Annotated in this window: 9 protein-coding genes; 2 read left to right on the forward strand and 7 right to left on the reverse strand. The window is 71.1% G+C overall.

Annotated elements, in window-relative coordinates; genetic code table 11:
* Window positions 1-92: 92 nt before the first annotated feature.
* From OU787_RS26100 to OU787_RS26110, 3 genes are all read right to left on the reverse strand, one after another.
* Window positions 93-710: a TetR/AcrR family transcriptional regulator gene (locus OU787_RS26100; protein WP_268660753.1), complete on the reverse strand. Its 618-nt coding sequence runs from the start codon at window positions 708-710 to the stop codon at window positions 93-95.
* Window positions 711-875: 165 nt separating this feature from the next.
* Complete coding sequence (locus tag OU787_RS26105; protein ID WP_268660754.1) at window positions 876-1,679, reverse strand: SGNH/GDSL hydrolase family protein; 804 nt, start codon at window positions 1,677-1,679, stop codon at window positions 876-878.
* Between the two features lie 272 nt (window positions 1,680-1,951).
* Window positions 1,952-2,821: a helix-turn-helix transcriptional regulator gene (locus tag OU787_RS26110; protein WP_268660755.1), complete on the reverse strand. Its 870-nt coding sequence runs from the start codon at window positions 2,819-2,821 to the stop codon at window positions 1,952-1,954.
* Window positions 2,822-2,929: 108 nt separating this feature from the next.
* Here OU787_RS26110 and OU787_RS26115 point away from each other — a divergent pair, with 108 nt between their 5' ends.
* Entirely contained in the window at window positions 2,930-4,624 is a 1,695-nt protein-coding gene (locus OU787_RS26115; protein WP_268660756.1) for an AMP-binding protein, read from the forward strand.
* A gap of 53 nt (window positions 4,625-4,677) precedes the next feature.
* Here the strand turns inward: OU787_RS26115 and OU787_RS26120 are convergent, their stop codons facing one another.
* The 4 genes from OU787_RS26120 to OU787_RS26135 form a co-directional block, all read right to left on the reverse strand.
* Entirely contained in the window at window positions 4,678-6,474 is a 1,797-nt protein-coding gene (locus tag OU787_RS26120; protein WP_268660757.1) for an acyl-CoA dehydrogenase, read from the reverse strand.
* A gap of 30 nt (window positions 6,475-6,504) precedes the next feature.
* Window positions 6,505-7,689 carry a serine hydrolase domain-containing protein gene (locus tag OU787_RS26125; RefSeq protein WP_268660758.1) on the reverse strand — a complete coding sequence of 395 codons (1,185 nt, stop codon included), beginning with the start codon at window positions 7,687-7,689 and terminating at the stop codon, window positions 6,505-6,507.
* 108 nt (window positions 7,690-7,797) lie between these two features.
* A complete protein-coding gene (locus tag OU787_RS26130) occupies window positions 7,798-8,838 on the reverse strand; it encodes a family 43 glycosylhydrolase (RefSeq protein WP_268660759.1) in 1,041 nt (346 codons plus the stop codon).
* A 3-nt stretch (window positions 8,839-8,841) separates the two neighbouring features.
* On the reverse strand, window positions 8,842-9,855 hold the full coding sequence (locus OU787_RS26135; protein WP_268660760.1) for a LacI family DNA-binding transcriptional regulator: 1,014 nt from the start codon (window positions 9,853-9,855) through the stop codon (window positions 8,842-8,844).
* Between the two features lie 365 nt (window positions 9,856-10,220).
* Here OU787_RS26135 and OU787_RS26140 point away from each other — a divergent pair, with 365 nt between their 5' ends.
* Window positions 10,221-11,774: an ABC transporter substrate-binding protein gene (locus OU787_RS26140; protein WP_268660761.1), complete on the forward strand. Its 1,554-nt coding sequence runs from the start codon at window positions 10,221-10,223 to the stop codon at window positions 11,772-11,774.
* The last annotated feature ends 10 nt before the right edge of the window (window positions 11,775-11,784 follow it).

Below are 11,784 nucleotides of genomic sequence, written 5' to 3' on the forward strand. Positions count from 1 at the left end.
GACCCTGGTAGCGCTTCGCGGCCGGACGGGCGGCAAGCGAGCGGCGCGACCCGGGTCGGCGGTGGTGCTCCGGCAGTCTGTGCCGGGTGCGGTCAGGCGGCGGAGTGGAGGTTGCGGAATGCGTTCTCGACGAAGCGGGCCGCGAGGTGCTGGGCGACCCCGAGGTCGGTGCCGCTGTCGATGGCGTGTTCGCAGACTTGGCGGGCCACTCCGACGCAAGCGGCGGCGAGGAGGGAGACCTGGGGTCCGAAGTCGGGCCCGAAGACGTCCTGTCGGCGCTTGATGAGTGCGGTGAGCTGCTCGGTCACGTCGGCGACGACCTCCCTGCGCAGGGCCGCGGTGCGGTCGCCGGTTTTGTCGCCCCGAAAGAGCAGGCCGAATCCCTCGGCCCGTTCGGCCGCGAAGCGGAAGAGCGGCTCCATGCCGACTTCGGCCAGCGCGGGTAGGGGCAGGCGGTCGCCCTTCTTGTAGGCGTCGGCGACCGACTTCCGGAACGCCTCCGCCTCGCGCTGGACGACGCGGAGGTAGATCTGCTCCTTGTTGCCGAGCCGGGCATAGAGAGTGGGTTTGGTCGTCCCGGCCTGCTGTGCGATGTCCGCGATCTGCGCGGAGGTGTACCCCTCGGCATGGAAGATGCGGAGCGCCGCGTCGAGGAGGTGGTCCTCCTCGAAGCGGCGGCCGCTGAGGCTGGTTGCTGATTGCGCGGACACCGGATCATTGTACGAACGCGCGTGTGCCTGCTCGGGGTGAAGCGCAGCTTCTGCCCGTTTCCTGTCGTGAATCCGCTCGTGTGCGGAGCGCGGTCCGGCGCTCAGTCGAAACTGCGGTCCCGTTCGCGCCGGCGATCGGCCGGGCCCGCGGGCGCCGGATACGGATCAGCCGGTGACCGACTTGAGCGTGGCGAAGTAACCGTACTTGTAGCCGTCGGCGGTGGGGTGCAGCGGGGCGAGCAGGTTGAGGGTGGGGTTGATCCAGGAGGGGAGGAAGGAGCAGTCGCTGCGGCCGGAGAATGCCTGGCGCACGTCGACGAAGGTGAAGCCGGCCTGGGTCGCGTGCTGGGCGAGGCCGTTGTTCAGGGCGTCGTTGCCGTCGTTGAGCGTGATGCGGGCGGCCAGGCTGGGGGCGAGGTCCCAGCAGATGGGGCTCGGCTCGAACAGGTGCGGGTAGCCGAGCACGTAGACCTTCGCGTTGGGCGCGGCCTGGCGGATCGCGGCATAGGTCTGGTCGATCTTGGCCAGGTAGGTCGGCAGGTCGGCCTTGAACTGCTGGACCGTCTGACTGCAGACCTGGTCGCCGCCGCTCAGGCAGGTCGACACCTGCTGCCCCAAGCCGACGTCGTTGCCCCCGATGGTGATGGTGACGACGTCGGTCTGCGCGTTCAGCGCGGGCAGCTGCTTGGTCAGCACGTCGTCGCTCACGGCGCCGCTGCAGGTGACGTCGGTGAACGAGGCGATGCCGTGGTCCTGGGCCCACAGGGTGGGGTAACCCTGCGTGCTCTGGCCGCACGGGAGAGTGGGGTTCGCGGCCCCGAGGCCGGCAGAGTAGGAGTCGCCCATCGCCACGTAGTGGGTGGTCGAGTCGTAGGTGGGGGTTGCGGCGCCGGCGGGCGAGGCGAGCATGCCGACCGTGGCCAGCACGGGGAGGGCTGCGGCGAGCAGGCGGGAGATGCGTCGGTGCATGGGTGGGCTCCAACGATGGTGGGGGTGGGTTGTTCGTGTCGCGCGACCACAGAACGTTGTTACTGCCGGGTTAAATTAGGGGGAGCTTTACTTCAAGTCAAGGTGCGTGTCGGGATTGGGTCGAGCGGATGTCCGCTTGCCTGGTCACGTGCTGCGGCGGGGGATGCTGGGACATGCAGGGAGCAGCCCTGGACGGAAGGGCGCCGCGATGAACCTTCGTGCACGCCGCCTCGATCCGCGGGCCGAGGGGGCCCTTCGAGGGACGGCGTTCGTCAGGGCAGCATGCCCTGACGGCGCGCTGTAACCACCGCTTCGAACCGCGTGCGCGCGTCGAGCTTGCGCATGGCGCTGCGCAGGTATGCCTTGACGGTCTCCGGACTCAGGGACAATCGGGCGGCCGTTTCGGCGTTGCTGCACCCCAGGGCGACCTGAGCCAGTACGTCGACCTCCCGCGGAGCCAGGGGCGGGTGCGGATTCGACTCCGCCGCCCTCGGCGCGTCGAGACCGGCCAGGCGCCGGGCGGCGTCCAGCACCCGGCCGCGCAGCGCGTCGTCGCCCACGGCCTGGGCGATCAGGCGCAGTTCTGCGTGCAGGGCGCGGACCTCCTCGTCGCGGCCCCGGCCCGGGGCAGGTCCCGAGCCGGTTTCCAGGGCCCGCTGCAGCCGTAGCCGATGGTCGACCTCGTCCCGCAGGGCGAGCTCCCGGGCCAGTTGCCGCGAGGCGCGGACCACCGCCCCGGCGGCGCGCTCGCCGAGCGGGGTCCGCTCGCGCACCGCGCCGTACAGCACCCCGCGCACCGACCCGGCGACCACGACGGGGACCGCGACCACCGAGCACAGACGCTCGGCGAGCACGGGGGTGTCGTAGTCGTGGGTGATGGAGTCGGCCGCCCCGTAGTCGGCCACGGCGACGGGCCGGCGGGCCACCACCACGTGGCCGCCCAGGCCCGTGCCCGCCGGGACGGACAGGCCGCGCAGCCCCGCCGTCCGCAGCCCGATGTGCTGCGTCAGGTGCAGGACCCCGTTCTGCACCGGGCCGCCGAACACGACGGGGGCGCCGGATCCCTCCCGGGCCGTCCGCAGGGCCTGGCGGAAGGCGTCGCTGTCGTCGGGACGCATCGAGGGGGCCGGAACGGGAAGCACGGGTGTTGCCCCCTTCCGGGGGTAGTGGGAGGCCCTTGGTGACCCGGAGCATAGGCCGCCGTAACGCCGCAGCAAAGAGTCGGCCGACCGCGCCGGGAAGGAACGATCATGCACAGCACCGGTCAACCCGCCGTAGCACCAGGGGAAACCGCAGTCCCGGCCACGGCGGCGGAGCGGGTCCGGGAGCTGCTCTCCCGCTTCGACTCGCCCGGCGCGTGCGCCGCGGAGCTGCTGTGCGACCGGCACCCCGCCGACGCCGTGGCCTTCACCGTCGTCGAGGCGGACCTCTCCGCCCGCGACCTCACCTACGGCGAACTGCGCCGCGACTCCGCCCGGTTCGCCGCGGCCCTGGCCGGCCTCGGCATCGCCCCCGGGGACGCGGTCGCCGTCCTGATGGGCAAGTCGGCCGACCTGGTGGTGGCGCTGCTGGGCATCTGGCGCCGCGGGGCCGTCCACGTGCCGCTGTTCACCGCCTTCGCGCCGCCGGCCGTCGCCCTGCGGCTGAACGGCAGCGCGGCGAAGGCCGTCGTCGTCGACGCCGACCAGCGCGGCAAGCTCGCGCCCGGCCCCGACCTGCCCGCCGATGCCCCCTGGCAGGTCATCGTGGCGGGCGGCGAACCCGGCGAGGGCGAACTTTCCTTCGCCCGCCTGCTCGACGCGCACCGCGGGGACGAGCCGGAGGGCCGCCCGTTCGCCGGGGGCGGCGACGCGCCGCTGGTGCGGCTCTTCACCTCCGGCACCACGGGGACGCCCAAGAGCGTGCCCGTCCCGCTCAGGGCGCTGGCCTCGTTCCAGGCCTACCTGGAGTTCGGTCTGGACGTCCGGCCCGACGACGTGTTCTGGAACGCCGCCGACCCCGGCTGGGCCTACGGCCTGTACTACGCGGTCCTCGGCCCGCTCGCGGCGGGCCGTCGCAGCCTGCTGCTGCACGCCGGTTTCTCACCGGCGCTGACCTGGCAGGTCATGCGTGCGTTCGGCGTCACCAACTTCGCTGCCGCGCCCACCGTCTACCGCAGCCTGCGCGCCGCCGAGGCGCCGCTGCCGGAGGGCCTGCGCCTGCGCGCCGCGTCCTCGGCCGGCGAGCCGCTGACGCCCGAGGTGATCGACTGGGCCGAGCAGGCGTTCGGCATCCCCGTGCGGGACCACTACGGACAGACCGAGCACGGCATGGTCATCGCCAACGGCTGGGCCGACGGCGTTCGGGCCCCGCTCCGACCGGGCTCGATGGGTCGGCCGCTGCCCGGCTGGACCGCCGAGATCCTGCACGACGTCCGCGACGAGCCGGCCCCGGTCGGGACCTCCGGCCGCGTCGCGATCAAGGTGGCCGACAGTCCGCTGATATGGTTCCACGGCTACGACGGCGCACCCGCGAAGACCGCCGAACGCTTCACCGCCGACGGCACTTGGTACCTCACCGGCGACGCCGGAGCCCGCGACGAGGACGGCCGCTTCTTCTTCTCGGCCCGGGACGACGACATCGTCATCATGGCCGGCTACCGCATCGGCCCCTTCGACGTGGAGAGCGTGCTGCTCCAGCACGAGCAGGTGGTCGACGCCGCGGTCATCGGGGTGCCCGACGCGCTGCGCGGGGAGGTGCTCGAAGCCTTCGTCGTCCTGCGGCCGGACGCGGTCGGTGACGAGCGGCTCACCGCCGAACTGCAGCGCCTGGTCAAGACCCGCTTCGCCGCGCACGCCTACCCGCGCGCGGTCCACTTCACCGACCAACTGCCGAAGACCCCGAGCGGGAAGGTCCAGCGCTTCGTCCTGCGCGAGCGCCGCCGCGCGGAGCTCGACGGCCGCTGAGGGGGTGGCCCGTACCGCACCGGGCCGTCGGGTCCGGTGCGGTGCGCGGGTGGTCAGAACCAGTCGGGGCGGGTGTCGGCGGCCGTCCGGTCCAGGGCGTCCAGGAGGTCGAACTGCGGGCCGGTGCGGGGGAGTTCGACGCGGAAGAAGTAGCGGGCGGCCTGGCGCTTGCCCTGGTGGAAGCCGTCCCCGGCGTCGGGCAGGGCGAGGAACTGCTCCAGCCAGATCCAGGCCAGCACCACGTGCCCGACCGCCTCCAGGTAGACGGAGGCGTTGGCCAGTGCGGTGTCCGGGTCGCCGCCCGCCCACAGCGCGGCGGTGGTGCGCTCGACCCGGGTGGCGGCCGCGGCCAGTCGGGCGGCCAGCGTGCCGGCTTCGCCACCGGCGGCCGTGGCGCGCTCGACGGTGGCGCCGATGGTCTCCAGCAGCAGCCGCAGGCCCGCGCCCCCGCCCATGACGACCTTGCGGCCGAGCAGGTCGAGGCCCTGGATGCCGTGGGTGCCCTCGTGGATCGGGTTGAGCCGGTTGTCGCGGTAGAACTGCTCGACGTCGTACTCGCGGGTGTAGCCGTAGCCGCCGTGGACCTGGATGGCGAGGTCGTTGGCGGCCAGGCACCACTGCGAGGGCCAGCTCTTGGCGATCGGGGTCAGCACGTCCAGCAGCAGCCGGGCCCGCGCGCGTCCGGCCTCGCCCCCGGCGGTGCGCTCCTCGTCCAGCAGGCGGCTGCAGTACAGGCTCAGCGCGAGGCCGCCCTCGACGTAGCTCTTCTGGGCCAGCAGCATCCGCCTGACGTCGGCGTGCTCGATGATCGGCACCTGCCCGGCGGCCGGGTCCTTGCCGGTGAGCGGGCGGCCCTGGGGGCGGGTGCGGGCGTAGTCGAGGGCGTGCAGGTAGCCGGTGTAGCCGAGCGCGGCGGCGCCCAGGCCCACGCCGATCCGGGCCTCGTTCATCATGTGGAACATGTACGCCAGGCCGCGGTGCGGCTCGCCGACCAGGAAGCCGACCGCGCCCGGTGCGCCGCCGGGGGTGTGCCGTCCCTCGCCGAAGTTGAGCATCGTGTTGGTGGTGCCGCGGTAGCCCATCTTGTGGTTGAGGCCCGCCAGGACGACGTCGTTGCGCTCGCCGGGCGAACCGTCCGGCGCCACCAGGTACTTGGGGACGACGAAGAGCGAGAGGCCCTTCACGCCCGCCGGTCCGCCCGGGATCTTGGCGAGCACCAGGTGGACGATGTTCTCGCTCAGGTCGTGGTCGCCGCCGGAGATCCACATCTTGGTGCCGGTGACCCGGTACGTGCCGTCCGGCTGCGGCACCGCGCGGGTGGTGACGTCGGCCAGCGAGGAGCCCGCCTGCGGCTCGGAGAGGCACATGGTGCCGAAGAAGCGGCCCGCCACCATGGGCCGCACGTAGGTGTCGACCTGCTCCGGGCTGCCGTGCGCCAGCAGCAGGTTGGCGTTGGCCACGGTGAGGAACGGGTACGCGGCGGTTCCCACGTTCGCGGCCTGGAACCAGGCCATGCAGGCGTGGGCGACCACCTGCGGCAGCTGCTGCCCGCCCACCGCGTGGTCCATCGCCGCCCCGGCCAGCCCCGAGTCGGCGAAGACCCGCAGCGCCTGCCCGACCTCCGGGATGACGTGCACGCGCTCGCCGTCGAAGACCGGTTCCTGGGCGTCGTTCTTCTTGTTGTGCGGGGCGAAGTGCCGGGTGGCGATCTCCGCGCTGAGGTCGAGCACCGCGTCGATGGTGTCCCGGTCGTGCTCGGCGTAGCGTTCGCGCGCGGTCAGGGCGGTGACGTCCAGCCAGTCGTGGAGCAGGAAGTCCAGGTCGCGGCGGGACAGCAGGAGCGAGTCCATGAAAATCCGATCGTGGAGGTCGGGGTCGGTCTAGGCGTCGTCGAGTGCCGCGCGGAGGGCTGCGACGATCGGGCCGACCAGGGACGAAGGGGCCATGCGATTGGTGACGTACCCGAAACCGACGCCGTAGCGGGGGTCGGCGAAGCCTGCCTGGCCTCCGGCGCCGTCGTGTCCGAAGGAGTCGGGGCTGAGCCAGGTCAGCGCTTCGGAGGCGAGCTGGACGCCCGAGCCCCACCGGTGGAACGGTCCCGTGGTGTCCGTGTCAGTGGCGCCGGGGCCCTCGCTGCGCGGAGAGGTGAGCTGGCGCACCGCGTCGTCCGACAGGACCCGCACGCCGCGTGTGGGCCGGACCGTGGAGGACCAGATGCGTGCGAGGCCCGACGCGGTACCGACGCCGGCGGCGCTCAGCAGCCCCGAGCCCAGAACGCGGGGATCGTTGAGGCCAGTGCGGTTTCCGACCAGGGTGAGCGGCAGGGCGCCGCCCGCGGTCAGCATACGCTCGGCCAGCTCGCCCATCTGCGGGACGGTCCGCGAGGTCAGCAGCGCCGTCTCGGGTGCCATCGTGGTAGGTGCCACGAGGCCGAGGGCGTGTTCGTCGGCCCGCAGGGTGACCGCGGCGTCCAAGGGCGCAGCGATCTCGCGGGCGAAGAACTCCGCCGCATCCTGGCCGGTCGCGCGCCGGACGATCTCACTCACCAACGGGCCCCAGGTGAGGGCGTGGTAGAGGTGCGCCCGGGCGTCGGGCCACAGCGGTGGCTGCGCCGCGAGACGGGCAGCGAAGCCCGATATGTCCACCAGGTCGTCGAGGGTCATGGAGGTGGCGGGAGCGACCAGGCCGGCGCGGTGGGCCAACACGTCCGCGATGGTGATCCGGCCCTTGCCGTGTGCGGCGAACTCCGGCCATACGGACGCGACGGGAGCCTCCGGGTCGAGCAGACCCTCCTCGGCGAGTCGCGCGACCGCGATCGCGGCGAGACCCTTCGTCGCGGAGAAGAGCACGGCCCGGGTCTCGGCCTCCCACTGGCGCCCGGTCCCCGGGTCGGCGACCCCGACGCGGACGTCGACGATCTCCTCGCCCCCGTGCCACACCGACAGCGCGGCGCCCCCGGCGGCGGGGTCCGCGACGCTCGCCGCGAACGCTTCCACCACCGCCGTCATGTTCTCCGCGTACCGGCCCTCGACGTGCACGGGGTGGTGGTCGGCGGAACGCGTCATCCTGACTCTCCTCGGGGAAGCCCCATGTGGACTGTGACGTCATTGACTCGCGAGTAACATAGGACTTTTCTTTACTCGGGGTCAAGGTTTGGGGGCGAGGGCGAAGACCTACTGGTAGTCCTCGATCCGCCACTCGTCGTGCCAGTCCAGAATCGGCGTGCCGCCTTGGAATCTGACGGGCAGCCAGACGTAGTCGGCGACGGACGTGTCGATCTCCACCGCATCGAGGGCCGGGTCGGGTTCGACCGGTCGGCCCGAGAACATCCGCCGGAACGCCTCGGGTGCCCGGCCCGCCAGCTCGGCCGAAACCTTGGGCAGCCACCGGTCGGCGAGGGCGATGTACAGGTCCTCTTTGCCGGGATGCCGGAAGACCGAGGTGATCTGCGACCGGAACGAGGTGCCGGTCGGATCGGTGGGGTGCGGGTCGCCGAGGACCGTCCACGGTCCGTGGAAGGTCTCGGCCACGGCGACCTCCGAGCGGTTGGGGAAGTAGGCGGTGGTTCCGGAGGTGAACAGGTAGTGCAGCCCGTCACGGGTGAAGTGGGCGGGCGCTTCGCGGACGTCGGGCGGCTGGCGCCGGGGGAAGTGCGTGGAGTAGTAGCCCGTCACATCGGTGTAGTCCTCGGTGAGGTCGGCACAGATGAGTTCGCTGTGGACCCGTTCGAAGTAGTAGTAGCCCTTGCCGTCGGGTGCGACGGCGAGGTCGAAGTCGCCGGTGTCCATCCCGAGCGGGCGCTTTTCCGCGTGCACGATCTCGTAGGGGCCGAGCAGGTGGTCGGCGACCAGGACCGTCGAGGTCTGGAGCCGGCCCTCGCTCATGACCTTCAGCCAGCACACGTACCTGCCGGTGCGCTCGTCGCGGATGATGTGGGGCCGGTCCACGAAGCGGGCGGGGTGGAGCGGTGAGGCGGGGTCGTCCTCCACGGGCGGGATGATGAGCCCCTCATCGGTCCAGTTGTAGAGGTCCGTCGAGGAATAACAGCGGATGCCCCAGTGCCAGATGCCACTTCCGGGCTTCGACCTCTCCTTGTTCTCGCCGTACCAGTAGAAGGTTCCGTCGAGATGCAGGATCGAGCCGCCGTGGGCGTGGATCCGGTTGCCGTTCGTGTCCAGCCATATCTGGCCCGGCCTGATGGAGCTGTACGTCATGGGTCACTCTCGTGGAGGTGCCGTCGTGCTTCGGACGACCATGGACGGGGAGATCGCGTAGGTGACCGGATTGCGCCGGCCGTCGATGCGTTCGCGCAGGAGCTTCGCGCTCGTCGAGCCGTTCAGCTTCCCGGCGGGGTCGATCGTGGTGAGGGAGATCTGCGGCAGGGCGCCGACCGGCAGGTTGTCCGCGCCGATCACGGACAGGTCCTGGGGGACCCGCAGCCCGAGTTCGTGCGCCGCCCGAAGGACGCCCAGGGCGGCCGTGTCGGTGCCCGCGAAGATCGCTGTCGGTGGACTTTCGCTGCCCAGCGCGGCCAGGGCGCCGGCGTGGCCGCCCTCCTCGCTGTAGTCGGTGGTCAGGATGTGGGGTTCCAGGCCGTGGGCGCGCATCGAGGCGACGTACCCGTCCTCCCGGGCGGTCTGGGGGAGGACGGAGGGGCGGCGGAGCCTGCCCATCGGCATCGCGATGTGGGAGATCCTCCGGTGTCCCAGGTCTGCCAGGTGCTCGACGGCCAGGCCGGCGCCCGCCGCGTCGTCGTCCATGACACTGTCGAAGTGGCGGCCCCCGCCGTGCCTGCCGATCACGACGGTCGGGGTCGCCTGCCCGAACGCGTCGAGGACGGCGTAGGGAACGGTCGGGACGACCAGGATCAGGCCGTCGACGTTCCGGTCGAGCATCGCGTCGATGCTGTGGCGCTGACGCTCGGGGGTGTTTCCGGCCGGAGCGAGCACGATGTCGAGGGAGGAGCCGTCCAGGCCCTCCTGGACGCCTTCGGTGATCTGGGCCACGATCGGCGCGCCGATGTCCGCCACGATGCCCACCGTGTGGGACCGGCCCCGCATGGCCCGGGCTGCGGGGTTCGGTCGGTATCCCAGGTCCGCGGCCGCCTGCAGGACCTTCTCGCGCATGGCCGCGCTGACGCCGTAGCCGTCGTTGAGTGCCTTGGACACCGACGCCATGGAGGCGCCGGCGGCGTGCGCTACGTCGCGGATCGTGACACGAGGGCCGTTCACTGGACTCTTCCCGTCGGCGGTGGAGGTGAGGGGCCCGGGGCGGTTTCCGGTCGCACGGGGCGATCTTGCGAAACCTTTTACATCCTCAGAGTGACGCTCTGCAAGCCGTCGGTGCACGCCTCCACCGGTTTGTTACCTCGTGGACCCGTTCTGCGAAGTCTTCGCCGCCCGGGTCTTGACACGCCGTGACGTAGCGAACCTAGACTTCAGGTAAAGCTTGGAAATCGTTTCGCAACCTCTGAGTAACCAGTGGCCGATGTTGGCGGTCGCCCCGTCCGGGGCTTCGACCGCAGGGCCCCACCCTCACCCAGTCACCAACTCCCGCGCGGGCAGCAGCGGGACGTGGATCCTGTCTAGGAGCACGTATGTCAACCGGAAGACGTCGTACCTTCGTCCCCCTCGTCAGCTGCGGCACGCTGCTGGCGGCACTCCTCGTGAGCGGCTGCACCGGCGGCAGCACCGGGAGCACATCCGCCACCGGGAGCACCGCGAGCAAGGACGACCTGGTCCTCGGGCTGGAGGCCGACATCCCCGGCTGGGACCCGGGCAAGATCCTCCCCGGCTCCGTGGGGTGGGCTCCGCAGGCCGTCTACGACACGGTCTTCAACTGCGACGAGCTCGGCAACATCTCGCCGAACATCGCCCAGAGCTACGAGTTCACCGACAACAACACGAAGCTGACCCTGCACATCCGCTCCGGCATGAAGTTCAGCGACGGAACCCCGGTGGACGGCCCGGCCGTCAAGTCGGCCCTCGAATACCAGGTGAACGCGCCGGGCGGCAAGAGCACCCTGCCGGGGGTCACGGTGTCCTCGCCGGACGCGTCCACGGTGGTCATGACCACTCCGACGCCCAAGCCGTACCTCACCACCTACATGTGCATGGGCTCCGGGGCCGTCGCGAGCCCCAAGTACCTCGCATCCGGGAACCTCGACCAGGCTCCGGTGGGCTCGGGCCCCTACGTCTACGACCAGGCCCACTCCACGCCCGGTTCGGTGTACGTGTTCACCAAGAACCACGACAACTGGGACGCGGGCCGCTACCCCTACGAAAAGGTCACGCTGAAGGTCCTCACCGACCGGACCGCGCGTCTCAACGCACTGAAGACCGGGCAGATCGCCGGCGCCATCACCGACGCGTCGACACTCGGCCAGCTGAAGTCCTCCGGGCTGAACACGCTGGAGCAGCACGGCCAGTGGGCGGGTCTACTCATCGAGGACCGGGCCGGGAAGATCGTCCCGGCGCTCGGCGACGTCCGGGTCCGCCAGGCCATCAACATGGTCTTCGACAAGGCCGCCATCGCCCAGAAGCTCTACCAGGGCCAGGCCGAACCCACCGCGCAGATCTTCCGCAAGAACAGTGCCGCGTGGATCCCCGACCTGAAGGACCCCTACCCGTACGACCTCGCGGCCGCCAAGAAGCTCATGGCCGACGCCGGCTACGCCGACGGGTTCTCCCTCGAGATTCCCTACCTGGCCGGTTTCGGGCTCGACTCGGCCATGCCGGTCGCCGTCCAAGGTCTCAAGGAACTCAACATCGAGGCCAAGCAGGTCACACTGTCCGGGGCGAACGCCCTGCTCGACATGCTCAGCGGCAAGTACCCCGTCATCTTCTGGCCGCTCGGCAACCACGGTGACTCGCGGCTCACCATCGACGGCTCCGTCCTGCCGACATCGGTCTGGAACACCGGGAAGACCAGCGACCCCACCGTCGACCAGTTGTGGAACACCGTCCTGACCAGCCAGGGCGAGGCATCGGCGGCGGCGCAGAAGGCGCTGAACAAGCACATCGTCGACCAGGCGTGGTTCGCGCCCTGGGTGTACATGAACAGCTTCGTCGGCTACGACCCGAAGAAGGTCGTCCTGCAGAAGTCCAGTGACCTCAACCAGCTCGCTCCCCAGCTGAGCGACTTCCGGTAAGCACACCCTC

The organism is Kitasatospora sp. YST-16 (genome assembly GCF_026802215.1).
Lineage (GTDB): Bacteria > Actinomycetota > Actinomycetes > Streptomycetales > Streptomycetaceae > Kitasatospora > Kitasatospora cineracea.

What these genes read in the sequence shown, in the direction of transcription:
- OU787_RS26105 (WP_268660754.1), bottom strand. Translation starts at nt 1,679, where the DNA reads ATGCACCGACGCATCTCCCGCCTGCTCGCCGCAGCCCTCCCCGTGCTG.
- OU787_RS26115 (WP_268660756.1), top strand. Translation starts at nt 2,930, where the DNA reads ATGCACAGCACCGGTCAACCCGCCGTAGCACCAGGGGAAACCGCAGTC.
- OU787_RS26120 (WP_268660757.1), bottom strand. Translation starts at nt 6,474, where the DNA reads ATGGACTCGCTCCTGCTGTCCCGCCGCGACCTGGACTTCCTGCTCCAC.
- OU787_RS26125 (WP_268660758.1), bottom strand. Translation starts at nt 7,689, where the DNA reads ATGACGCGTTCCGCCGACCACCACCCCGTGCACGTCGAGGGCCGGTAC.
- OU787_RS26130 (WP_268660759.1), bottom strand. Translation starts at nt 8,838, where the DNA reads ATGACGTACAGCTCCATCAGGCCGGGCCAGATATGGCTGGACACGAAC.
- OU787_RS26140 (WP_268660761.1), top strand. Translation starts at nt 10,221, where the DNA reads ATGTCAACCGGAAGACGTCGTACCTTCGTCCCCCTCGTCAGCTGCGGC.